Annotated in this window: 18 protein-coding genes; 5 read left to right on the forward strand and 13 right to left on the reverse strand. The window is 68.7% G+C overall.

What is annotated here, in order from left to right; genetic code table 11:
- Positions 1 to 82 precede the first annotated feature (82 nt).
- Positions 83 to 1,468, reverse strand: coding sequence for a protoporphyrinogen/coproporphyrinogen oxidase (locus NBG84_RS02515; RefSeq protein ID WP_250917546.1), 1,386 nt, complete (start codon positions 1,466 to 1,468; stop codon positions 83 to 85).
- A 525-nt stretch (positions 1,469 to 1,993) separates the two neighbouring features.
- Between NBG84_RS02515 and NBG84_RS02520 the strand changes: the two genes are divergently transcribed.
- From NBG84_RS02520 to NBG84_RS02530, 3 genes are read left to right on the forward strand one after another with little or no spacing between them, the layout of a single operon-like run.
- A complete protein-coding gene (locus NBG84_RS02520) occupies positions 1,994 to 2,851 on the forward strand; it encodes a class I SAM-dependent methyltransferase (protein ID WP_250917547.1) in 858 nt (285 codons plus the stop codon).
- Entirely contained in the window at positions 2,829 to 3,815 is a 987-nt protein-coding gene (locus NBG84_RS02525; RefSeq protein WP_250917548.1) for a (-)-delta-cadinene synthase, read from the forward strand. The genes NBG84_RS02520 and NBG84_RS02525 overlap by 23 nt, the downstream gene beginning before the upstream one ends.
- A gap of 1 nt (position 3,816) precedes the next feature.
- Complete coding sequence (locus NBG84_RS02530; protein ID WP_285366255.1) at positions 3,817 to 5,172, forward strand: cytochrome P450; 1,356 nt, start codon at positions 3,817 to 3,819, stop codon at positions 5,170 to 5,172.
- Between the two features lie 711 nt (positions 5,173 to 5,883).
- Here NBG84_RS02530 and NBG84_RS02535 read toward each other — a convergent pair.
- Positions 5,884 to 9,039, reverse strand: coding sequence for an FG-GAP-like repeat-containing protein (locus tag NBG84_RS02535; protein WP_250917550.1), 3,156 nt, complete (start codon positions 9,037 to 9,039; stop codon positions 5,884 to 5,886).
- 198 nt (positions 9,040 to 9,237) lie between these two features.
- Between NBG84_RS02535 and NBG84_RS02540 the strand changes: the two genes are divergently transcribed.
- The gene (locus NBG84_RS02540) at positions 9,238 to 9,375 is read left to right on the forward strand and encodes a hypothetical protein (RefSeq protein ID WP_250917551.1); all 138 of its coding nucleotides are present in this window, start codon (positions 9,238 to 9,240) and stop codon (positions 9,373 to 9,375) included.
- Positions 9,376 to 9,469: 94 nt separating this feature from the next.
- Here the strand turns inward: NBG84_RS02540 and NBG84_RS02545 are convergent, their stop codons facing one another.
- The 6 genes from NBG84_RS02545 to NBG84_RS02570 form a co-directional block, all read right to left on the reverse strand.
- Positions 9,470 to 9,763 (reverse strand): hypothetical protein, encoded by a 294-nt coding sequence (locus tag NBG84_RS02545; protein ID WP_250917552.1) that lies wholly within the window; start codon positions 9,761 to 9,763, stop codon positions 9,470 to 9,472.
- A gap of 409 nt (positions 9,764 to 10,172) precedes the next feature.
- A complete protein-coding gene (locus tag NBG84_RS02550) occupies positions 10,173 to 10,397 on the reverse strand; it encodes a hypothetical protein (protein WP_250917553.1) in 225 nt (74 codons plus the stop codon).
- A 573-nt stretch (positions 10,398 to 10,970) separates the two neighbouring features.
- Positions 10,971 to 12,263 carry a cytochrome P450 gene (locus NBG84_RS02555; RefSeq protein WP_250917554.1) on the reverse strand — a complete coding sequence of 431 codons (1,293 nt, stop codon included), beginning with the start codon at positions 12,261 to 12,263 and terminating at the stop codon, positions 10,971 to 10,973.
- Between the two features lie 19 nt (positions 12,264 to 12,282).
- Positions 12,283 to 13,632: a Dyp-type peroxidase gene (locus NBG84_RS02560; RefSeq protein ID WP_250917555.1), complete on the reverse strand. Its 1,350-nt coding sequence runs from the start codon at positions 13,630 to 13,632 to the stop codon at positions 12,283 to 12,285.
- Positions 13,629 to 14,222 carry a hypothetical protein gene (locus NBG84_RS02565; protein WP_250917556.1) on the reverse strand — a complete coding sequence of 198 codons (594 nt, stop codon included), beginning with the start codon at positions 14,220 to 14,222 and terminating at the stop codon, positions 13,629 to 13,631. Before NBG84_RS02565 ends, NBG84_RS02560 begins: the two co-directional genes overlap by 4 nt.
- A 63-nt stretch (positions 14,223 to 14,285) precedes the next feature.
- On the reverse strand, positions 14,286 to 14,939 hold the full coding sequence (locus NBG84_RS02570; protein WP_250917557.1) for a hypothetical protein: 654 nt from the start codon (positions 14,937 to 14,939) through the stop codon (positions 14,286 to 14,288).
- 471 nt (positions 14,940 to 15,410) lie between these two features.
- Here NBG84_RS02570 and NBG84_RS02575 point away from each other — a divergent pair, with 471 nt between their 5' ends.
- Entirely contained in the window at positions 15,411 to 15,674 is a 264-nt protein-coding gene (locus tag NBG84_RS02575) for a hypothetical protein (protein WP_250917558.1), read from the forward strand.
- Positions 15,675 to 15,819: 145 nt separating this feature from the next.
- Here NBG84_RS02575 and NBG84_RS02580 read toward each other — a convergent pair whose 3' ends face one another.
- The 5 genes from NBG84_RS02580 to NBG84_RS02600 all read right to left on the reverse strand — a co-directional run bounded on the left by NBG84_RS02580 (position 15,820) and on the right by NBG84_RS02600 (position 22,386).
- Positions 15,820 to 16,761, reverse strand: coding sequence for a phosphatase PAP2 family protein (locus NBG84_RS02580; RefSeq protein WP_250917559.1), 942 nt, complete (start codon positions 16,759 to 16,761; stop codon positions 15,820 to 15,822).
- A gap of 79 nt (positions 16,762 to 16,840) precedes the next feature.
- Positions 16,841 to 17,818 carry a hypothetical protein gene (locus NBG84_RS02585; protein WP_250917560.1) on the reverse strand — a complete coding sequence of 326 codons (978 nt, stop codon included), beginning with the start codon at positions 17,816 to 17,818 and terminating at the stop codon, positions 16,841 to 16,843.
- Positions 17,815 to 18,156: a PadR family transcriptional regulator gene (locus NBG84_RS02590; RefSeq protein ID WP_250917561.1), complete on the reverse strand. Its 342-nt coding sequence runs from the start codon at positions 18,154 to 18,156 to the stop codon at positions 17,815 to 17,817. The genes NBG84_RS02585 and NBG84_RS02590 overlap by 4 nt, the downstream gene beginning before the upstream one ends.
- A 913-nt stretch (positions 18,157 to 19,069) precedes the next feature.
- Positions 19,070 to 21,625, reverse strand: coding sequence for a DUF4118 domain-containing protein (locus NBG84_RS02595; protein WP_250917562.1), 2,556 nt, complete (start codon positions 21,623 to 21,625; stop codon positions 19,070 to 19,072).
- Positions 21,626 to 21,702: 77 nt separating this feature from the next.
- Positions 21,703 to 22,386 carry a response regulator gene (locus NBG84_RS02600; protein ID WP_250917563.1) on the reverse strand — a complete coding sequence of 228 codons (684 nt, stop codon included), beginning with the start codon at positions 22,384 to 22,386 and terminating at the stop codon, positions 21,703 to 21,705.
- Positions 22,387 to 22,661: the final 275 nt, after the last annotated feature.

Consider the following 22,661-nt stretch of genomic DNA (forward strand, 5'->3'; position numbering starts at 1 on the left):
CCCCGTGGATCAGCCGAGGAAGCGTGGGCCGCTCAGTGGTCCCCGTATCCGGCGGTGTGCTCCGTGGGCCGCGGTGTGCTGGTCACGGTGCGGGATGGGATGCGGCGATGATGCGTTGTGCGGCCTGCTCACCGGTCGCCAGGGAGGCGTTGGTGGTGCTGTACGCGAAGTAGTCTCCGGCGAGTTGGATCGGTGATCGCGGGTCGAGGCTGCCGGTGAAGCGGGCGAGGTCGCGGTATCCACCGGCTGGGCGGGCGAGGACGGCCCTGTCCCACCGCTGGACGGCGGCCATCTCGCGGTGCTCGTCGATGTGGGCTGCGAGATCGGGGAGGGTTTCGTTGACGGCGGTGAGGGAGTCCCTGATGACCGCGGTGTCGTCGAGGGTGATACGTGCGGCACTCCAGTGGTGCCGGAACACGAGGGAGATGAGCCCTCGGCCTGAGGGGGCCCGGCCGGGGCCGAGGTTGTGCTCGTAGAGCACCACGCACAGGTCGGGATGGACACGGAGGGGAACAGCGACGCCCAGAGCCGTTTCGCGGGGTGCTTCTCGCAGTCCGAAAGTGACGTGGACATCGTTGGTGTAGCGCAGTCCGGTGAGGTAGATGCGCTGATCGTCGGTCAGCGAGGTGACGATGTTCGCCGCGATCGGTCCTGGAACGGCTACGACGCACGCGTGTCCATGCTCGACGTGGCTCGTCCCGTCGCGCTCCCAGGTGACCTGGACACCGCCTTCATGGGGCCTCACCTCGTTCACCTGCGCGTTCAACTCGACCCGTACGTCCTCGGAGCGCATGAGGGGAAGGTCGAGCAGGAGGGTGGGGAGTTGACCGACGCCGCCGTCAAAGGTGAAGCTCGCCGCCCCGAAGGTGCCCCACATGATGCTGAAGGCCCCGACGGCGGCGACCTCGTCAGCGGGGGCGAGGAACTGGGTGCTGCACAGGGGTTCCACCAGATAGTCGAGCAAGGGCCGGTCGAGTCGACGCAGGGCGTAGTCCTGGGCGCTCTCGATGTCGATCTCGGCGGCCTTCGACATGTCGTTCCAGCTCAGTGATCGGCGTGCCGTTGCGAGGTCGCGCAGAAGGTGCAGCGCCTTGAGCTTGGATCGCCATCCGAGCAGTCCCGTGCGGAGTAAATCCGAGGGTCTTACAAACGACAATCGGTGAATTCTGCCATCGCGTAGGACACCCAATTCATTGGAGCACGGGAGCATGCGCGAGGCGAGTCCCGCTTCCTCCAGGAGCTTGATCATGGGCTGGTAATTGCGCGAGAGCCAACTCGCCCCCCGGTCGATCCGGTACTGGGCGTTTTCGTTGACCTTTACGTATGAGGACATTCGGCCACCGAGATAGTTCTCACGTTCGAGGAGTGTCACCTGGTGACCCGCCTGCCGCAGGCGAAACGCTGCAGCAGTTCCCGCTATGCCGGAGCCGATGACGATGACGTTTCTGGTGTTTGTCTGCGCTGCCATGCGGCGCCTCCTGAGGACGTCCCGTATTCCATGAAACTCATTCACCTGATAGCGCGGGCCAGCAGGAGGCGCACCCTCACTCCTGCCCCGCTGCTCTGTCAATCCATCCCCAGGCGAGGGCGCTGCCATGTCGTGGCCAGGCAGAATGTGCCGCATGGTGCCACTGGGTCCGGACAGCCATCAAGTCGCGATTGTTCAGGGCCCGGTGATGGGCGGGTTAACTCCGCGACGGTACTGACGCGCATGATGACCGTCAAGAACACCCGGGAGGAATTGCGCCGCCAGCACGCCATGGGGCGTTGTCCTGATTTCGCGGCTTCGGTGTTGCCGCTCGCGGGCATATCAAGATGAACGCCCCGCCGGCGGAACCCGATCCCCAACGGTCCGAGATCCAGGCCGCGGCGGGAAACTCCGTCGCGTCGTTGACCGATTCCCGCTGAGCTACGGGAATCCCCTCCCGAAGTGGTGAGCCGATTCCATCACGGGGTACCGGCGGATTTCGTTTCAGGGAAAGGGAGGTATGGGATGCGGAAGGGCCCGTTACCTCACGGGGATCGTCCGAACTACGGGGACGAGGTATTCGCCTTCGAACACCCATCGCAGAGTGACCGGCTCCAGGCTCTGGCCGCTGTGTGCGATCCTGCGACGAAGGCCGTTCTCTCCCCGTGGGAACTGCGGCCAGGGGCACGGTGCCTGGAGATCGGAGCGGGTGCCGGGACGGTGGCACTCTGGCTCGCAGCTCGATGTCCGGGAAGTGAGGTCACGGCTACCGATACCGACATCCGGTTCCTGGCCGGGCTTCGCCACCCCGCCGTACGCGCCCTCCAGCACGACGTGCGGACCGAGGAGTTCCCACCCGGGACCTTCGACCTCATCATCGCTCGCAGCGTCCTGTGTCACCTGCGCGAACGGGACGCGGTGCTGGCGAGAATGGTGTCCTGGCTAGCGCCAGGGGGGCGGATCTACATCGAGGACCCCTCCTTCTTCCCCGCCGCGTCCTCCGCCGATCCGGTCGTACGGCGCCTGGGCGGGGCGATCAGCGCGACACTCGCCGCGGCGCTCGGAAGTGACGTGGAGGGATGGGCGCGATCATTTCCGGCCCCACTGCTCGGGCACGGACTCATCCAGGTGGGAGTGCGCGTCCACTGCTCCACCTTGACCTCGAAGAACGCCGCCGGAGCTGCGTGGCGGCTCTCGGTGGCCGATCTACTGCCGGTCATGGATCAGCAGGGGACCCTGTCGGGTGCCGAGACATCTTCCGCTCTGGCGCACCTGGAGCGGCCCGAGTTCATCGATGTGGCCCACGCGATGATCGCGATGTGGGGTGTTCTGCCGTCCGACCGAGAAAGGGAACGGAGAAATGCAGTCGACCAGACCAGTTGAGGGGTCCTCGATCTGGAGCGGCCCTGCCCGGCACAGCCCCCACGCGGCGGCCGTCGACACCAGGACCTTCGCCTGGGCGGCCGCACGCAGACTCTGCCAGGACTCGGCGGAGCTGGAGAACCTGACCCGCATCCGGCCCGGTCTCCTGGCCGCCTACTGCCACCCGGAGGCGACCAAAGCCGATCTCACCCTGACGGCCAAATGGATGGCATGGCTCTTCCTCCTCGACGACCGGATCGACGAGAGCGATCTGGGGCGTGACGCCGATCTCCTCGCGGAGCACCTTCACGACCTCCAGGTCACAGCCCTGGGCACCCGCACCGCTGCCGACCGGCCGATGAGCCGGGCACTGGAGGAGATCATCACGGAGGCGTCGGCAGGGATGAGCGACGCCTGGCGGCTCAGGTTCCGCCGGCAGGTGAGCGACTATCTGTCCGCGTGTGTCTGGCAGGCAGCTCACCGGCAGGCCGCACAGGTCCCCGACCGCCAGGTGTTTCCTCACTGGCGCCGCGTGTTCGGAGCGATCATGCCCTCATTCGACCTGGTCGAGAGGACGAACGGCGGCGCGCTGCCGTCGTGCGTGTACTACTCGCGTCCCTACCAGGATCTGCTGATCGCGGCGGCGGATCTGGTGTGCTGGACCAACGACTTGATGACGGTGGACAAGGAGGCCGCTCATGGCGATCTCCACAACCTCGTGCTCGTCACCGCCCATGACCGATCCCAGGACCGGCAGGCGGCAGCCGCCGAAGTGTCGGCCGCCTGCGAACGGAGAATCCGCACCTACACGTCCGCCCGCGGGCACCTCACCATGCTCACCGCAGCATTAGGTCTACCGGACGCCGCCCAACACCACGCCGACCGTTGCGCCGCCTCCCTCCGCGTCTGGATCCGCGGCCATCTGGAGTGGGGGCTGCGGACACCTCGCTACCGCCTCGGGACCACCCGAGCGGGAAGGGACTGACATGACGGCGCCCCCTGGAGACGGAACCCGCCGGACACCCCGCGTCCCCGGGAGCCTTCCCTTCCTTGGCCACGCCGTGAGCCTGATCAGAAACCCCCTGGTGTTCCTCGACCGGCAACGCCGATACGGGGACATCGTCGAGTTCCGCATCGGACGCCAACCCGCCTACATCCTCAACCACCCCGAACTCGTCCACGCCATGCTGACCGGGCCCAGCGGTCGCTTCGACCGCGGCGAGATCTTCACCAGGGCGCGCCCCCTGTTCGGCAGCGGCGTGGCCGTGGCCGACGGCAAGCACCATCGCGACCGCAGGCGCGTGATCCAGCCCCTGCTCAACACCACGCGCCTGGCGACCTATCTCGACACCATGGCCGACCTCGCCGCGGCCAAAGCGGCCTCCTGGAGCGATGGCCAAGACATCGACCTCAACGCCGAGATGGCCGATCTCACCCTGAAGGTCGTGGCCGCCACCGTCTTTGGACAACACCTCCCGGCCGGGTTCAGCACCGTCGTCCACCACAACCTGCCGATCGTCGTCGCCGGCTTGGCCCGCCGGGCCTACGGACCCGCGGCAGCGCTCCTGGACCGCATACCGAACCCGGAACGCAGAAAATACCGAACCGCCCTGAGCGACATCCACCGCGTGGTGGACGAGCTCATCTCGGCCAACCGGGACAGCCCCACCATGGCCCGGCTGTCCGCCGGCGCCGACGAACAACAGCTCCACGATGATGCGACATCCCTACTCATCGGCGGTTCCCACACCAGCGCGGCGGCAGCGTCATGGCTGTTCATCCTCCTCAGCCGACACCCGCACACCCGTCAGCGCCTCCAAGAGGAAGTCGACCGCGTTCTGGGCGACCGTCCCGCCACCCCCGCGGACCTGCCCGAACTGGTCCACACCCGCCGCATCGTCCAGGAGACACTGCGGCTCTACCCGCCCATCTGGCTGTTCCCCCGACGCACCGCCGCCGACCTCCAACTGGGCGGACACTCCATCAGACAGGGAACGCAGGTCTTCTACAGCCCCTACGCCATGCACCGCGACTCCCGCTGGTATACGCGGCCCGAATCCTTCGACCCCGACCGATGGGACCCCAACCGCCAGGCCCAGCCGCCGCACGGCGCCAGCATCCCCTTCGCCGCAGGGGTGCACGGCTGCCCCGGGGGAGACTTCGCCCTGGCCGAACTCACCCTGCTCACAGCCACCGTCAGCGCACACTGGAATCTGGACCCGGCCTCAGCCGGTGACCCCAGACCCATCGCCGCCGCCACGCTCGGCCCCGCGCCCATCGCCATGACCGTCTCCGCCCGACCCCGCCCGACGGACCCCGACGACCGCCCATCCCCGCCATGAGCCAGCCGAGTACGTCTCACGGTCCCTGTGCGCAAGGGGTCTTGCGCGGGGGGATGTCCGCACGGCAGAAGAGGTAGGTGCGCTCGTCCGGCGTCATCTGGTCGCCCTAACGAGGTCGCGCACGAGGCGGGCGGATGTGGACGGCGTCGGGATGGGTGACGTTCATGTCTCAGATGGCGATGCCGCGACCTGCCGCAGGCGGCGCACCCCAGCTTCCCGGATCCGGCGCATGGCCGGAAGGGGTGAGCGCGTTCCCTCCGGCCGGTCCGGCCCGTCGATCATCTCGGCTTCCACAGGCAGGAGTTCGGAGATCGGCGTCCGCGGGAACGCGAGCCGTTTGGTCCCCGTCGGCGAGGAAGACCACAAGCCGGTCCGCCTCGTCCCGAGCGGCCATCACATCTGCGATGCGGTCGGCCATCGGAAAGAAGGGGTCGATCGCCAGCCGCACGGTCGCGTCGCGGTCCAGGGCGGACAGCCGGCGATCAACTCACCGGCCGTCAGCTTCGGCGAATCGGAGTTCCGCTGCGCGCCGCGACAGATTCACCGGGATCCGTCGCATCAGGGGGTGCCCAGCCGCGCACCTGGGCACCCCTTCATCGATCACCGGCCGGGCCGCCTCGGGCGCCTGAGCGGTCGGCGGAGGCCCGGGCGGCAACGCACCCCGGGCCCCTGCCGCCACCGGCCGCCGGCCCGGCTCCGGACCGGGTCGCCTCAGACCGGGTCCCCGCCCTTGTTGAGCCAGGCGCGGACGGAGCCATTGCCCGAGACCACCAAGTAGTCAGCCTTGTTGTCCTGATTGATGTCGGCGAGCCGGAGACTGTCCCGTGACGCTCCCACCCCGACGGCGAAGACGCCCCGATTGGTCCAGCCGCCCCGGCCCTCACCGCCGTTGTTGATCCAGGCCCGGATCACCCCCGACTCATTCACCGTCAGATAGTCCGCCCGGCCGTCCCCGCTGATGTCGGCGAACGCGAGCGCATCGCGGGTGGCGCCGTCCACACCGGCGGCGTAGACGCCCCAGCTGTGCCAGGAGGGCTTGCCCGCGATTCCTGGAGTGTTCCGCCAGGCCCGTACGGAACCGTTGTCCGCGACCACCAGATAGTCGGTGCGCGCGTCGCCGTCGAGGTCGGCGAAGCGGACCTGGGAGCCGGGCGCGCCGGTGCCGGGAGCGATCTCACCCCAGCTCTGCCAGGACGGCAGGCCGCCATCGCCAGGCGTGTTCAGCCAGGCATTGACCGCGCCGTTGCTCTTGAGCACGAGATAGTCGTCCCGTCCATCACCGTTGATGTCGGCGAACCGCACCATGTCCCCGGGGACGCCGACACCGGTGGCGACGACCTGCCGGCTGTTCCAGAGCGGGACGCCGGACGGGGAGACCGTGCCGGTGCTGAGCCGCGCCTCGACCGAACTGTCGCTCCTCACCACCGCGTGGTCACCGGCTCCGTCCCCGTTCAGATCGGCGAACCGCACCGCGCCGGCGGCACCGGTGGATTCGACCGAGAGGATCCGGCCGAGACTGTGCCAGGAGGGTTTGCCGCCGTCTCCCGGTGTGTTCAGCCACGCATCGGCGGAATCCCCGATTCCGAACCCGAGAAAGTCCACGCGGCCGTCGCCGTCCACGTTCGCGAATCTGACGCGATCGCCCGGGACACCCGGCGCCCTCGCGATCTCGCCCCAACTGTGCCAGGAGGGCCTGCCGCCGCTGCCCGGTGTGTTCAGCCACGCATCGACCCCACCGTCGGTGTTGACCGCGAGGAAGTCCGCACGCCGGTCGCCGTTGAGGTCGGCGAATCTGATCCGGCCGGGTAGCACTCCTGGTACACCCGCGATCTCGCCCCAGCTCTGCCAGGACGGCAAGCCGCCATCGCCAGGCGTGTTCAACCACGCATTGACCGCGCCGGATGTCTCCACGACCAGGTAGTCGGCCCGGCCGTCGCCGTTGATGTCGGTGAGATTGATCTGATGCGGTGAGGCGCCGGTACCGGGAGCGATCTCGCCCCAGCTCTGCCAGGACGGCAAACCGCCGTCGCCGGGGGTGTTCAGCCAGGCGCGTATCGGACCGGACGGGTCCAGCACCAGATAGTCCGCGCGGGCGTCCCCGTTGACATCGGCGAACCGAACCTGGAGCGCGGATGCGCCAACGCCGGGGGCGATCCGTCCGAGACCGGACCACGAGGGCTTCCCGCCGACTCCGGGCTTGTTGAGCCAGGCGTCGACCGTGCCGTTGTCCGAGATCGTCAGACGGTCGTCCCGTCCATCGCCGTCGACATCGGCGAGTTGCGTCCACCCGTCGGCAGCGGGAACCCCGGACTCCGTGATCACCTCGCCCGCGTTGGTCCAGCCGCCGGGCTCCTGTGTGCCGGGTGTGCATGTGGCACCGCCGGGAGAGCCGGTGCCGACAGGGTCCCGGAGCCAGCCGTTGTCCGCCGCTTGGTAGAGGCCGGTGAGGAACGCGGCGGCGATCTTGCGATAGCCGTTGTCGTTGGGGTGCAGTTGATCGGCGAGGTCGGCGGTGGTCACCGCGCTCGTGTCCGCCAGCAGGACATGCTCGCCCGAGTCCCGGCGCTGTGCGACCAGTGCGCGGACCTGCCGGTTGAACTCGACGATCCGGGGCTGCACCTCGGGCTTCTTCGAGGGCACCAGGGTGGCCACCAGGACGGTCGTCTCGGGGGCGTCCAGGAGGATCTGGTCGATCAGCTGGCCGAGTCTGGCCGGGGCGGTGTCCACCTGGTAGTTCTGGTTGAGATCATTGGTTCCGGCATGGAGCGTGATCACATTGGGCCGGTGGGCGGGCACCGAGCAGTCCGCGATCTCGGCGATCTGGTCGATCCGCCAACCGGGGTGCCCCTCGTGGTCGGGATCGGCCATCCGGCCCGAACGGCGGGTACCGACGAAGTCCTGAGACCTCTTCATCACCGAACTCAGTCTGATGTCGTCCCAGAAGACACCGCGGTAGCCGTCTCCGGTGGAGCTGTTGTAGCCGTAGGTGATCGAGTCGCCCAGCGGCATGCCTTTGATGTCCACGGGCTCCGCCGCCGCCCGCAGGCCGCCGATCTGCACCGGGTAGTGGTCAGACCCTGCACCCGCGAGCCGGAACACCGGGAGGTTGTTGACGATGTCGTCCGAAACCGCGTAGTCCAGTTCACCACCCGACTGCTGGGTGGCGAGGCCGGTGCGGTAGATCCGTGCCGGAGGGAAGTCGGCGCGGTTTCCAAGGGTCGCCGGATCGACGTTGAAGTCGCCGCCCACCGTCCAGTGGTAGCCACCGGCCACCCCGTCCTGTTGCGCCCACTGGCTCACCATTGTGTCGACCCTGTTCAGCATGACCGCGGAGTCGCCCCCGCCGCCCGACAGACCGTGGAAGGTGAAGTACCAGTCGTGACCGAACCGCACTCCCAGTGCCCGGCGGCCGGCCTGGACGGGGTTGTTCACCACCCTGACCTCATCGGGAACCGCGTGGGTGATCACCGCGATGTTCACCCTGCCGCCCTGATGGGCACCACCGTTGGTATCGGTCTGCAGGAAGTACACCTCGTAAGGGCCGCTACCCGCCCTCTCGGGTTCCGGGTTCCACACACTGTTCCGCACGCTGTCACCGTCCCGCGTCCGGTGATCGACGTACGGGAGTGGATGCGAGGTGTTGGGGTCCGTCATGGAGCTGGGAATCCCCGCCCCGACCTCCTGCAGCAGGACGATCGGCGCCTGCCGCACCAGACGCCGGACGGTGGTCTGCCATCTGCCACCGGACCTCTGGCCGGCTTCCTCCCCCTGCATGTTCCAGGTGATGACGGTCGTGGCCCGCAGTGGAGCGTCCGCCGCCCAGGCGGTCGTCGGTATCGCTCCGACGACCAGTATCGAAGTCGCCACGGCGACCAAGGACAGCACCACCGCCCACAGCCCACTCAGAGGTACGCCGCCGGCACCCCTGGCGCTCGGCCCGGACCGCGCTCTCTTCCCTGACCCGGCCTTCCGGCCACACTGCGGTTTCACGAGAATGGATTCTCTTCCTGCAAAGAACGGAGTCCGGCAGGGCCAGGCTCTGCGCCGGCACAGCGGGACAATGTAATGCACGAGACAGAGCGAGTTGGCGACATGGGTCGGCCGGCTGTCAACAGGGACGGTGACCACAACGGCCAGGTGCGGGAGGGATGCCATGAAGCCGAGTGGATCGCAGAGCACGGCGGCGAGTTGACCGAGGAGTAGGAGCCGCCCCGGGCCACCTCGGTCACCGGTGCCGTCGCGAGCACAGCCCCCTTGTTACTCCTCCCGGCTCCGGACCGCTCCCGAGGACAGCCCCTCACCGGCAGCGGCGGACCGGCGAGATCCCCGGTGCCGGGGGCTGCGACAGGGCACCGGGAATGCCTGCCCGTCGCGTGCAACGGCACGCCCACATCCCGTCGGCGCCATTGCTGCCGGGGTCGTTGTCGCCGCCGTCCTGGGCCCTGACGGTATGCCGGAGGTTGTTGGCGTCCCGGTAGACATAACTGCCGTCGGCGCCGCGGTACGCGGCGTTCGCTGATCCGAGGATGGACGCACGGCCGTTCCCGGCGCCTCCGTCACGGCCACTGCCACTGCCACCCCATACGTACACGGTGAACTCCGTTCCCCCTTCGGGCCGTTTCCACGTATACCCGCCCCGCCGGGAACATCCACCGCAACATGGAGTCCCTCGCCTACCCCTTCTGCGCCCTACCGGAATTCCCACCAAGAGAGGGAAACCACAGGGGCCGAGGACGCACTCGCCCTCCGAACACGTTCAAAGATCGAAGAGTTCGATGACCTCCCATTCCGCAAATCCCGCGTCAGAATGGAATCATTGTTTTCGAGGAAATCAGCGAAGGAACATGGCGACGGGGACAACACTCGAGAGCCCGGCGGTGAGAGAGGTCTCGCCACCGGGCTCTCGACAATCAGGTCAGCTCAGCGGTGCTATTCGCGCCACCTGCCGCCCGGACCACCGAGGGCATGTCTTGGGGTCCATCTACCGGATACCCCAAGGGTCAGCGCGATTTATTGAACTGTTCAGCGATCCGCTGGATGCATCGGACCGTCACGACGGAAGCCAGTACCGATGCGAGAATTTTGAGGTAGATCGAGCGATCGGAGGAAATCACTCCTGCGGTGAGTGCGATCACCAAGGGAATTGATATCCAAGGGATTGCCTTCGTCAGGACGCCCTTATCACCGAGGGGATCAGTCAGGAATGCCTTCTTTTTCTTGTTCATTCTACAGATCTCACCTTTTTGGCCCACGTTTCGCGAAAGAGGGGTGGTTCGGGTGAGGATATATGGCGATCACCGTGACCCTGAAGGCACTTCCCCTTCTGACGTCACCGTGGATGTCCTTCTGACAACGGACCGCTGATTGGCCGCCCAGCGCCTCATGACAACGCGGCTGCGAATGGAAGCTGTGAATGATCCCTCCGTAGGGAATCGGTAACCAGGTCGGCCTTGGGAGACACCCACCACGTGGGCGCGACCTGGTCGGCCGACGCGTGCAAACCCACGACACCTGCATTGCCATCGATGAGGCTGCGAAGACTCCCGCAACAGCGAACCCGAGCGGCTGCGTCGACCTGGCGACGGTTGGGCTTCTGCTGTCAGCGCGACATGCTCATCCGTCCGGCGCGACCCGCTGCACCACAGGACATCGGTATCCCATCATCCGGCGCCTGCAACGTCCTCACCACCGACGCCCTCGGGCTCCAGGCACCGGCGCTGGGCAGGCAGCCAAACAGGCAGGTAGGCAGGTAGGCGATGGTGTCGGCCACTCCGGCCAGCGGACCTCGATACGCCTGATCAGAGACGTGGAAACGTCAGGACCATCGAGGTCGGAAAGTTGCCGTCGATGGCCAGCTCACCGGCGGCGCCGGGCTGCCGCCGGACTCCCTCGATGGACAGCACCGCCTTGACGATGGCCGGGATAACCAATCGATTGAGAAATCGACCGAAGCAGGTGTGCAGTCCCGCACCGTAGTGGAGGTAGTCCGAGGCGGGCCGGTCGATCCGGAACTCCGTGGGGTCCGTCACGACCGAGCCGTCGAGCATCGCCGACTGCGTCGCGGCGAAGACATAGGTGCCGGCCGGCACCAGGGTCTCGTGGTGCGTGCCACGTGCGATGCGATAGTCCGTGACGGTGCGCCGGATCAGGCCCGCTGTCTGCGGCGAGAGGCGCATCGCCTCGTCGACGTACCGCGCGAACAGGGGATGGTCCCCCGCCCTGGCCGCCGAACAGGCGGCTGCCCACTCCATGGGCCTGTCCAACAACGCGTCGACCGCCAGTGCGGACGCCTTCGAGATGGTCGGGATCATGCCGACCAGCAGGCCGATCAGGTTGCTGCGGATCTCGGCGTCGGTGAGGGCTTGCGAGCCGAGGGCCTGTTGCCGCAGCAGTCGGTCGAGCACGGTGTCGCGGGCGGGTTCGCCGCCCGCCAGCGCGGCCCTGCGCCCGGCCACCAGGGCATCGACATGCGGCTGGATCCCGGCGGTGGCGACTGCCGCCTGCTCGGCGATGACGCCGTCATGGGTGAGGTTCACGAACATCTCGGCGAACAGCACGCGTGACCACTCGATCAGAGTGGGCTCGTCCGGTCCGGCCACACCCAGGTACTGCGCCACGAGGGCGGCCGGGACCCGGTCGCAGATGTCCCGCACAACGTCGACCCGTCCGCTCGGCAGCACCTCGGCCACCAGCCGGCCGGCCGTCTCGGCCGCCAGGTCCGCGACACGCGGAGCATCCGACTGGCGGAACGCCAGCCGCAGCAGCGAGCTGCCACGCTCATAGGCGGGCCCCTGGTTCAGACCCAGGATGAAGTCTCCGGTGATCTTCTGCATCGGCGGCCCGTACATGTCCACGGTGAACTCACGGTCGTGGGTGAGCACCTCGACGACATCGTGGAACCGGGTGACGATCGCCGCATCGCGGTACACCAGCACCGGTTTGACCACGCGCAGCGCCTGGAACGCCTTCTGCGGATGAGCCAGGAGAAGGTCCTGGAACAGAATGGTCACCTGCTCGGTGAAGCGATGCGCGTCGTTGCCCACGGCCCGGGTGATCTGCTTGAACTCGTCCAGCAGGGATTTGACTGGCATAGGGTGCCCTCACGGGTGGTCAGTCGGCGAATTCGGCCAGGTACCGCAGGCCGTTGATGCCCGGCATGAAGAAGTACTCACCACCGCTGACCGTGACCGTGCGGGTCAGCGGGTGCACGAAGAACGGCGGCACGCCGTTGACGGTCATCTTTCCCGTGCCGTCGTGGTCGCCGAGGATGTCCTTGTCGTCACCGAGCCCGAAGGCGTTGCCGTCGTTGAGCCACTCCGACTGAACGAACTCGAACTGTCGCTCGATATCCGCCTGGAGGCAGGTGAAGACGAGACCGCGGTCCACGCCGTCGTCGGGCACCCCGGGCGGCAGCGGCGGCCCGTAGGGCATGCCCCGGCGGATCAGGCGGTGGCGGTTGACGAGCTTGCCGTCGAACGGCAGCGACGCCCTCGGGTTCATCCGGCGGATATGCGCGCCGATCGGGCAGCGGTAGCCGCTCGGATCGTCCTCGTAGCTGAAGGCGTTGTTGCGGTGGGGGTCGGCCGCCAGAGCCGGATCTCTGCGATGGGGGCTGATGTCGAGCGGCGTGCCGTCACGCCACCGGCCGACCAGTTTCGCCGCGAGCAGGTCCTCGTCCTCCGCGTACACATGGGCAGCACGCGCCAGTTGCGCGCGGAACGCGGCGACATCCTGGCGGAGCCTGCGGTAGACGAGGTAACTGCCGTTGCGGGCCAGCTCATCCCGCGCCGGCGCGGCCGGCAGGACGCCCTCCTCGTCCGGGTACCCCAGCACGAACTCGCCCGCGCGCACCGGGCGCCACCGGCCCCTGCCGGCCATCGCGCCCTGCTCGGTGAGGGGCTTGTCGTCCAGGGCCTCGACGTCCGGCTGGGACAGACCGTCGAAGTATCCGAAGTGCTCGACCCCGTCGGGAAGCAGGGCGGCACGCCGCCGGGACACCACGGTCGCACCGGCCTCGGCGAGCGTGGCATCCAGCCATTCGGCCCGTTCGGTGAGCTGCGCGGGCGTCAGCGCGGACAGCAGCACCAGAGCGTGAACACGCTCCGTTCCCAGGCCGCCGACCCAGTTCTCCGGGGCACTGGACCCGCTGTCGCCGAGCCGCGCCGACCGGGCCGCCATGCCCTGGAGGAACGGGGTGGAGAACGTTCGCAGAAGCTCCTCGGGCAGGTTCAGCGCACGCAGTCCGGCCGCGGTGAACGCCACGTTCACCGCGGTGTCCGGTTTGCTCTGCCACGGAGCGGCGGTGGTGACGTGCCCCGCGACGCCTCCGGTCCAGGAACGCGCCGCGGCGGCGTCGCCGAAGTGGACGAACACGTAGTCGACGACCGGCATCCGGTATCCGCGCAGGACCAGACCCTGGATCGCGTCGAGGTCCAGCCGGACCGTTTCGGTGGGCCTCATGCTGACTCCGGCGTGGTCGGTGACGGCGTCGAAGGTGCCGGGGAACGCGGTGGCGCGGGAAAGCGTTCCAGGAATGCCCGCCGCAGGGCGGCGGGGTCTGCCCCCTGGACGCTGATCGCGAAATCGGTCACCTGCCGGCGCAGGTCCAGTGCTTCCCGGACATCCGCGACCGTGGCCTGCGGATAGGCGGAGAGGAATGCCGTCGTCTCGATCTGGTTGTGCTTGAGATACGCGATGAACGCGTCGGCGTGCTCCGTTCCGGGATAGCCCACGCAGTTGCGCCAGATGGCGTCCGCCTCGGGACCCATCCGGGCGAGCAGGTCGGCCAGGAAACGGTCGAGCGGCCCGTCGAAGTTGCTGACGAAGACGAGGTACGACGACTGGAGGGTGTCCCGGCGCTGCGACGGGCCCTGGTGCACCAGATCCCGCAGCACCAGCCACCGGGCGAAGTGGATCGTCCTCATCCGGGCCAGCGGGCTGTCCTCGCCGCGGGGGAGGCCGTCGAGATAGTCCTGCAGTGCCGCTCTGCGGCCGGGAAGGATCGGCGTCGTCGCCATGAACGCGTACGCCTGACCGCTCGTGTTCGTCATGACCTCTCTCCGCTGCTCGTCCGCGGACACCCCCGGGCCGTGTGGGCACGGGCCGCGCCCCCTCTACAGGTCGCGCTGGACATCGGTGAGGAACGCCTCGTACACCCGGCGGAACTCCTCCGGGTCCGTCACCTGGGCGGCTCGGGCCCGGAGGTCCGCCAGTCCGTCCCGTACCGCGAGCGCGGAGATCACCGTGGTGGTCGTCGCGTCGGGGTAGGCGGCGTAGTAGTGGGCGATGGGCAGGTCGTTCTTGTGGATGTACTCCTTGAAGGGGCCTACCGGCCTGGGGCCGGGAAAGTTGACGCACCTTCCCCAGATCGCCTGCATACGCTCCGGAATGACCTCGGAGAAGGCGTCGATGTACTCGTCCCAGGTGCCGTTGAAGTTTGTTTCGAAGAAGAGGTAGTCGTAGCGGAGCCTCTCCTTGCGCTGCGGGGCACCGTTGTAGGGGAATCCGCTGATGATGGTCCAGCGCGCGTAGTGGATGAAGGACAGCTTCGTGAGCGCTTCCCGCAGCATCTTGATACGCGCACCGATGACGAGCAGCAGACGCAGCAGCGGTGCCTGGCCGAGCTTGATCGGCGTCAGCGCCGTGATAGCGGTCGCCCTGCCGTCCGCCGCCCGTACGGAGTCGTCGCCGGGCCCGGGTGCCGCGTCGAGAACCCCCGGGACCGGCCGTTCGGCGGCCGGTCCGCCGGGGAAAGTCGCCCCGCTCATCCCGATTCGCCTCCCAGTCCGTGCCGCCGGTACAGCGCACGGGGATGACCTTGATCCTGACTTTACGTGATCAGAGTATCACGAAATGTGACTAATGCGACATATCGCCTGTTTTCCTGCCGTAGATATCCGCGCCGGGACGGTTCCGGCCCGCCCCCGCGCGGTCATCCGGGTGTACGTGGCCTGTCGGCCCCCGCGCGACCAGGTGCGGCACATCGACCGGTTCCTTCCCGGGCCGCTGGGAGGACAGGGTGAAAGGAGGATCCCCGACCGCCGCAGGGATTGATCACGCACAGCCGGCACCGCGGTCGCCCCCGGGCTCGGCTCCATGGCAGAACGCACTGGACGATCTCGCTGCGGCCGACCCGCCAGCGCTGGTTATGACGCTCCGGACCCAGGGCTGACGACAGCCGCGCCCATGGTGGCTGACCTGCGCTCGTCTTCACCCACCCGCAGGCCGACATCTTCCCGATGGCGCACCCTGTGGAGTGCTTGGCGATCCTGGCGCCGGTGGAGAAGCCGAGCAGGCACACGGTCCGCCATACGTCCGCCGTACGGGAGAAGGCACGCATCTCCCAGTCCACCCAGTCCACCCAGTCCACCCAGTACGGCAGCACATGGTTTTTGATGGCGGCCTGGACGAGGTCTTCGCCGAAAGAGCACCCTGCCGGAAACGGAACAGCAGGTGCGGCGCCTGACTCGTCAAACGTCTCGTCCCCCGTAACGCCGATCTGACAAACCGCAGCCCCACCCCATCGACGACGCGCGTGCGACTCCGTACCGCGTGGCGATGTACCGCTGGCCGAGACCGGGGAGGGTCACAGTCCCCCACCTACCTGCCGCTCGGTGGGACCATCCCGCTCGAAGGCGTCGTACGTGGCTATCGGTTCCCGCCCGAAGCCAGCCGGGTGGTCAGCCCCGTGCGGGGCGTGTGCGGCGTGCTGTGTACGCGGTGCCCTTGCGCTGTCGTGAACCAGAACAGGGCCGCGCACAGGAAGGCCGCTGCCGCGAAGACCAGCGACTGTGTGACGGAGTCGGTCCGCGCGCCGGCGACGAGCGCGCCGGCCGCCGGCAGCGTCAGGACGACCGCCGGCAGCGGACGAGGGGGCCGCGTGAGGTCTGGTGCGTCGGCCGGTGGCAGCAACCGGGTCGCGAGGCTGTAGCAGGCGCAGGCCAGCAGTGCGGAGCCCAGTACATCGCTGGGCCGGTGGTGGTAAGTGGCCTGGACGGCGGCGGCGGTGACGGCGAGCCACACCATGCCGGCCACGATGGCATAGGGGCGGATACGAGGGGAAGCGACGAGGGCGGCGCCGAGGGCCAGCACGGCGGGGACGGCCGCGTGTCCACTGGGGAAGCTCCGCTCGATGAGCCAGACGGGCGCGTCCACCAGATCGGGGCGGGGCAGGATCATCCAGATGAGTTCCTTGCCCCCGAGCGCGACCACGACGATCGCGGTTGCCGCGCAGCCCTGCCACCAGCACCTCCGCACCAGGGTTACGGCCGCGATGACCGCGAGGCCCGCGAGCACGGTGGGCAGGGCGGTGTGATTCAGGGGCGGCATGGCCGACGACTGGTAGGCCGTTCCCGACCAGTCGTAGATCCATGCCTGTTTGGCGTCGTCTCCGCTGAGCAGGGCGTTCTCCGCCCGCTGTCCGAACGGGGTGCAGACGGCGACCAGATAGACCGCCAGGAATCCCAGGAGGCACAGCGGAGCCGTGACCTGTAGGCGTGCCCTCCGGGAAGGGCCGGGTTCGATCACGGCACCGGGGGCCCGGCTGGGGTTCGGGCGCGTGGACAGGGGCGGGGGAACTTGCTGCGTCATTGCTTTCGCTGTCTTCGTGGAGGAGCAGGGTGGTCGGACGCCGTCTGGGGCGCGAGGTGGGCCGGGAAGTCCGGTCGGGTCACCGGGGGATCCGCCCCTGGAGGAGGAGCGCCCGGCTCTGCCGGCGCTGGGCGGCGATCGCCAGGGCCGGGAGAGGGGCGATCAGAAGAATGAGGACGACCAGGTCCGGCAGGGACTGCATGAACCCGTTCGGCTGGATGACGATCGCCTGGGTGCGCACACACGCGAACGCCGCTACGGGGATCAGCCACCGGTGGTCGCCGGTGGCGGCGGTCGCCACCCACGCGGCGATCAGCGCGGCGACTTCGAGGGCGAACATGCCTCGTTGGAAGGCCGGGCTGATGGAGATGATGTGCAGGGACCCGGCCGCGAACATGGCGAGCACGACGGGGACCAGCCAGCGGTACGAGTGGCGCCGCAGCCGGCCGGGGCGGCAGGCCGCCAGTACGGCGCACGCGGCGCACAGCGCCCCGGACAGCGCCAGATCACGGGCGGTGATCGGGGCGCCCAGTCCGTAGTAGCCCAGGCCCGCCTTGCCCCCGTCGCCGAAGAGCGTACTGCTGGTGAACGTGGCACCGGCGTAGATCATCGCCGCTGCGGCGGGCAGGGCGATCCACGCCCTCCCGCGCAGCAGGGCGATCAGACAGACCAGCGGAAGCAGCCCGTAGGGCAGCAGCCGTGTCCGCGTGTCGGGGCCTTGGGCCCACGGGTACCAGCCGGAGAAGTCGAAGGCGATGGCATGCCCACCGGGATCGATGTGCAGCGCCCAGTGCCACACGTCCTGCAGGTACGGCACCAGTGCCAGCGCGGCGAGGACAAGGGCGGTCAGATGGATGCCGTCCAGCCACCACGGCCGGGCCGTGTCGTCGACGACGGCACGGGCGCGCGCCCGCACCCCGGCGCGCACCACGGCGACGACCTCCCTCGGCGGGGGCCAGGAACGGCCGGGATACGCCTCGGACAGGCAGGCCAGCAACTCCTCTCCCTGCCGGGAGCGGTAGGGCTCGGGGTAGGCCACCAGCAGGAGACGGTTCATGCCGGGGCCACCCCGGTACCCCGCGACCGCCCGAGGACGACAGCCGCCGCCTGCCGCATCCGCAGCGCCTCCCGGTCGAGCGCCCCGGTGCCGTCCTCCGTGAGCCGGTAGTAGCGCCGCGCCCGCCCGTCGACGATCTCCTCGTCGCCGGGGGCCACCAGCCCGGCCCGCTCCAACCGCTCCAGCGCGCCGTAGAGAGTGCCGACAGCGATCCTGAGCCGCCCATCGGTCGCCTGCTCGGCAGCCTTGATGATGCCGTAGCCGTGCAACGGTCCGTCCAAGAGCGCAGCAAGGATGAAGTACTGCGATTCCGTCAAGGACGGATTCTGTCGTGTCATACGCCGAGCATATATCGAGTATCGATATATGCTCGGCGACGTCAAAGTGATCGCCCGCAGAGCTCCACGCCCGGGGCGGGCGTCGCACTCCCCCGGAGCGCAAGGGGGAGCCTGCGGACCCTCGATCCATCCGCGCGGCATCGGTGGAGTAGGCGTGGCCGGGGAAGCCACCTGGTGTCGTAGGGCCCGGTTGTCGGCGTCGGAGCCGAACCGCGTCCGGGGGTGCTGGCGCGATGGGCCGAGCTCTACCAACAGCTCAGCTCGGGGGCGGCCCGGCGTAGAAGAGGCTGTGCGGCAGCGCCATCGCTCGCCTCCTCAGGCTCGGTACGCCAACGGGCGAACCCGTTGGCGTACCGGTCCGGGCTCCTCTCGGGCATCGTGTTCGTCAGCCCGCCGCCGAGCAGCGGGGTGGGGGCGCGAGGGCTGTGAGCAGGTCCCGGCCGCTCGCTCTTCCTACTCCAGGCCCTCAGGCACTTCGTCCAGCGGTCCGGCACAGACCGCCCTCTCCTCGCGTTGCTGAACCGGACCTGAGAGAGCGGGTGGCCATCGCGGCCCCGCACCGCGACGGTCTCGCCCGTCCTGTTCCCCACGCGAATCCGGTCAACCACATCGGCCTGCCACCGGGGAAGGGCGCTTGCTGGCTCATCGTTCCCGTCTCCTGGGTACGGGGTCCACGTCCAGGGTGAGGGGGTGGTCCCGTGTGCCCTCACCGCCGTCGGATGGACCGAGGCGAGGACAGCGGTCTCCGCCCTCCCCCAGGCCCGGCTGGTCGGCGTGCGGCGAAGCGGGAAGGGCAGCTGCTGGACGGTGTCGCCACCGCCTCATCGGGAGGGCGGAGCAACGGATGGGAGCTCTTGGACGCGGATCTGCGTTCCGGCTGGCCCAGGCCCGGACCGTGCGGCGATCCGTCGCATCAGGTCATCGCCGTGGTGGGCAGGTCGGCGGCTGTCGGGCCGCCCGCGCCCGGTTGGAGGGAGAGCACCATGGTGAGGCCTCCGCCGGGGGTGTCCTCGGCGTTCAGGGTGGCTCCCATGGCCTCGGTGAACCCCCGGGCCACAGCCAGTCCGAGGCCGGCTCCGGGGCCGCTCTGGGCATCTCCGTTGCGCTGGTAGGGGGCGAAGATGCGCTCCTTCGCCTCGTCGGGCACCCCGGGGCCCCGGTCCACGACGCGTAGTTCGACGCGGTCGGCGAGCGAACTGGCCGACACCAGCACGGGCTCGTTCCCGGGGCTGTGGGTGACGGCGTTCTCGACGATGTTGGCGACGGCTCGCTCCAGCAGGCCCGGGTCGACGCGGACCATGGGGAGGTTCTCCGGGATGTCGAGCACCACGCTGGCATCCGGCAAGCCGCCGACCGCCAACGGGACGACCTCGTCGAGGTCGATCTCGCGGATGAGGGGGTTGACGGCACCGGTCTGCAGCCGGGACATGTCGAGGAGATTGCCCACCAGGTTGTCGAGGCGATCGGCTCCGACTTCGATACCGGCCAGCAGTTCGGTCCGGTCCTCGTCGGACCACTCGATGTCGTCGGAGCGCAGGGAGGTCACCGACGCCTTGATGCCCGCCAGAGGTGTACGCAGATCGTGGCTGACGGCCGCGAGCAGGGCGGTCCGGATGCGGTTGTTCTCGCCCAGTTCGCGTGCGTGCTCGGCCTCCCCGACGAGACGTCGGCGATCGAGCACGCCGGCCGCCTGGGTGGCGAAGGCGAAGAGCACCCGGCGGTCCTCGGCCGGCAGGACCCGGCCCGAGAGCGCGAGTGTCATGTGCTCGCTGATGGGCATGTCCGCGTCGGCGTCCTCGGGTCGGAGCAGCGGACGGCCGTGCGGGCGGGGCTCCCCGACGCTGCTGGTGCAGGTCCACGGGCCGACGTCGCCCTCGCGTTCCAGCAGCGCGACGGAGTCCATGCCGAAGGTCTCCCGGACCCGTTCCAGCAGGGCGTCGAGGCTTGTCTCCCCCCGCAGGACGCTGCCGGCCAGGAAGGAGAGGATCTCGGACTCGGCGCGCAGCCTGGCTGCCTGGTGGGTTCGGCGGGCGGCGAGATCGACCACGGACGCGACGGAGACTGCCACGATGACGAAGATGACCAGGGCGACGATGTTCTCGGGTTCGGCGATGGTCAGTTGGTGCAGGGGCGGGGTGAAGTAGTAGTTGAGCAGCAGTGATCCGAAGGCTGCTGACGCCAGGGCGGGGGTGAGCCCGCCGATCAGGGCCGCGGCCACCGTCAGCGTCAGGAACAGGAGCACATCGTTGGCGAGCCCGACGTCGGGAACCGCGTTGTCGAGCAGGAAGGTGAGGAGCACCGGGCCCACGACACCGACGAGCCAGCCCCACACGATCCGGGAGCGGCCCAGGCGCGCGCCGCGGGCCACGGGCAGGCCGCGCCCCTTGGCCACTTCGTCATGGGTGACGATGTGGACGTCGAGGTCGGGTCCGGACTCACGGGCGACGGTGGCGCTCACCCCGGGGCCGAAAACGTACTGCCAGGTTCTTCGGCGGCTGACTCCGAGCACGATCTGGGTGGCGTTCACTCCGCGTGCGAAGTCGAGCAGGGCGGACGGGATGTCGTCACCGATGACGTGGTGGAAAGTGCCGCCCAGATCCTCCACGAGGGCCCGCTGGACGCTCAGTTCCTGGGGCGAGGCGGAGGTGAGGCCGTCGCTGCGGGTGATGTAGACGGCGAGGACCTCGCCGCCGGCGCCCTTCTCGGCCAGCCGGGTGGCGCGCCGGATGAGCGCGCGGCCCTCCGGGCCGCCGGTGAGGCCGACGACGATGCGTTCACGGGCCTGCCAGGTGGTGCGGATGTTGTGTTCGACCCGGTATTCCCTGAGGTGCTCGTCGACGTGGTCCGCCACCCAGAGCAGCGCCAGTTCGCGCAGCGCGGTCAGATTGCCGGGGCGGAAGTAGTTGGACAGGGCGGCGTCGACTTTGTCGGGTTGGTAGATGTTGCCGTGGGCCATCCGGCGGCGCAGGGCCTGCGGGGCCATGTCGATGAGTTCGATCTGGTCAGCGCGGCGGACCACCTCGTCCGGGACGGTCTCACGCTGGCGGACGCCGGTGATGGTGGCGACGACATCGCCGAGGGACTCCAGGTGCTGGATGTTGACGTTGGAGACGACGTCGATGCCGGCGTCGAGGAGTTCCTCGATGTCCTGCCAGCGTTTGGCGTTCCGGGAACCCGGGATGTTGGTGTGCGCGAGTTCGTCGACGAGGGCGACCGCCGGTCTGCGTAGCAGCACGGCGTCCACGTCCATCTCGGTGAAGGTCGTGCCCCGGTACTCGATCTCGCGGCGCGGGATCTGCTCCAGGCCGTGCAGCATCACTTCGGTGCGGGGGCGTTTGTGGTGTTCCACGAAGGCGACCGCGCAGTCGGTGCCGCGCTCGACGCGCCGGTGGGCCTCGGCGAGCATCGCGTACGTCTTTCCGACGCCTGGTGCCGCTCCGAGGTAGATCCGCAGTCTGCCGCGCTTCATCTTCCGGTCCTTGTGATCGAGCGGCGGACGCCGCGGCCCCCGCGGGTCGGCAGGACCCGCGGGAGCGGTGGTCGGTCTCAGACTTCGAATCGATATCCCACACCGGGGAAGGTGATGAAGTGCCGCGGGTGCACGGGGTCTCCTTCGAGTTTGCGCCTCAGCCGGGCCATGTGTACGCGGAGTTGGTTGCTCCGAGTGGTGAAGGAATCCCCCCAAACCTCCTTGAGTAGCTCCTCCTGGCCGATCGTTCGCCCACGACGTCGCACCAACACCTCCAGGAGTTGCCACTCGGTCGCGGTGAGGCGGACGTCGCTTCCTCGGCGTCTGACCCTCTTGCCCAGCAGGTCCACCGTGAAGTCCTCGGTCGCGATGAGGCAGATGTCGTCGGCGGGTGCCGCCGGCTCCACCCGTCGGGCCGCCGCCCGCAGCCGGGCCACGAGCTCGGCCATGCTGAACGGTTTGGTGAGATAGTCGTCCGCGCCCGCGTCCAGTGCCTCGACCTTCTCCTCCGAGGTCCGCCGGGCCGAGACGACGACGATCGGCACCCGACTCCAGCTGCGGAGACGCCTGATCACCTCGATGCCGTCGATGTCGGGCAGGCCGAGGTCCATCAGCACGATGTCCGGGGAACCGTCGATGGCGAGCCGGAGGGCCGTGGCGCCGTCCGGTGCGGCGGCCACCTCGTACTGACGTGCTCTCAGATTGATCTCAAGAGCGCGTACGAGTTGAGGCTCGTCCTCCACCACCAGCACACTGGTCACCAGCTTTACGCCTTTCTGTCCGTGCGAGCCCACCACCGTGACCCCGCACCGGGGCCGACGGCCCACAACGCTCCGGTGGCCGTCGGTACTCCTCCACCAACCGCTCCGCGGTCCACGCGGCAAGTTCCTCGCACTCGGCGAATCGGGGGCCGTAACTCCGTTGGGGAGGAGGCCCCTTGAGGAAACTCCCTGTCCCAACACGTCCGGGCTTCCTTGACGTTCCCCATACGCGCTTCGACCCCTTCTTGACGGCTCCCGTACGCGGTGGCTTTGGC

The organism is Streptomyces albipurpureus (assembly GCF_023701525.1).
Taxonomy (GTDB): domain Bacteria; phylum Actinomycetota; class Actinomycetes; order Streptomycetales; family Streptomycetaceae; genus Streptomyces; species Streptomyces albipurpureus.

Bases quoted from the DNA above. Each gene is read 5' to 3' on its own strand.
- NBG84_RS02550 (WP_250917553.1), bottom strand. From the start codon at position 10,397: ATGAACAAGAAAAAGAAGGCATTCCTGACTGATCCCCTCGGTGATAAG.
- NBG84_RS02570 (WP_250917557.1), bottom strand. From the start codon at position 14,939: ATGAGCGGGGCGACTTTCCCCGGCGGACCGGCCGCCGAACGGCCGGTC.
- NBG84_RS02560 (WP_250917555.1), bottom strand. From the start codon at position 13,632: ATGAGGCCCACCGAAACGGTCCGGCTGGACCTCGACGCGATCCAGGGT.
- NBG84_RS02585 (WP_250917560.1), bottom strand. From the start codon at position 17,818: ATGAACCGTCTCCTGCTGGTGGCCTACCCCGAGCCCTACCGCTCCCGG.
- NBG84_RS02595 (WP_250917562.1), bottom strand. From the start codon at position 21,625: ATGAAGCGCGGCAGACTGCGGATCTACCTCGGAGCGGCACCAGGCGTC.
- NBG84_RS02575 (WP_250917558.1), top strand. From the start codon at position 15,411: ATGGCGCACCCTGTGGAGTGCTTGGCGATCCTGGCGCCGGTGGAGAAG.
- NBG84_RS02530 (WP_285366255.1), top strand. From the start codon at position 3,817: ATGACGGCGCCCCCTGGAGACGGAACCCGCCGGACACCCCGCGTCCCC.
- NBG84_RS02520 (WP_250917547.1), top strand. From the start codon at position 1,994: ATGCGGAAGGGCCCGTTACCTCACGGGGATCGTCCGAACTACGGGGAC.
- NBG84_RS02580 (WP_250917559.1), bottom strand. From the start codon at position 16,761: ATGACGCAGCAAGTTCCCCCGCCCCTGTCCACGCGCCCGAACCCCAGC.
- NBG84_RS02555 (WP_250917554.1), bottom strand. From the start codon at position 12,263: ATGCCAGTCAAATCCCTGCTGGACGAGTTCAAGCAGATCACCCGGGCC.
- NBG84_RS02565 (WP_250917556.1), bottom strand. From the start codon at position 14,222: ATGACGAACACGAGCGGTCAGGCGTACGCGTTCATGGCGACGACGCCG.
- NBG84_RS02515 (WP_250917546.1), bottom strand. From the start codon at position 1,468: ATGGCAGCGCAGACAAACACCAGAAACGTCATCGTCATCGGCTCCGGC.
- NBG84_RS02590 (WP_250917561.1), bottom strand. From the start codon at position 18,156: ATGACACGACAGAATCCGTCCTTGACGGAATCGCAGTACTTCATCCTT.
- NBG84_RS02525 (WP_250917548.1), top strand. From the start codon at position 2,829: ATGCAGTCGACCAGACCAGTTGAGGGGTCCTCGATCTGGAGCGGCCCT.
- NBG84_RS02540 (WP_250917551.1), top strand. From the start codon at position 9,238: ATGCACGAGACAGAGCGAGTTGGCGACATGGGTCGGCCGGCTGTCAAC.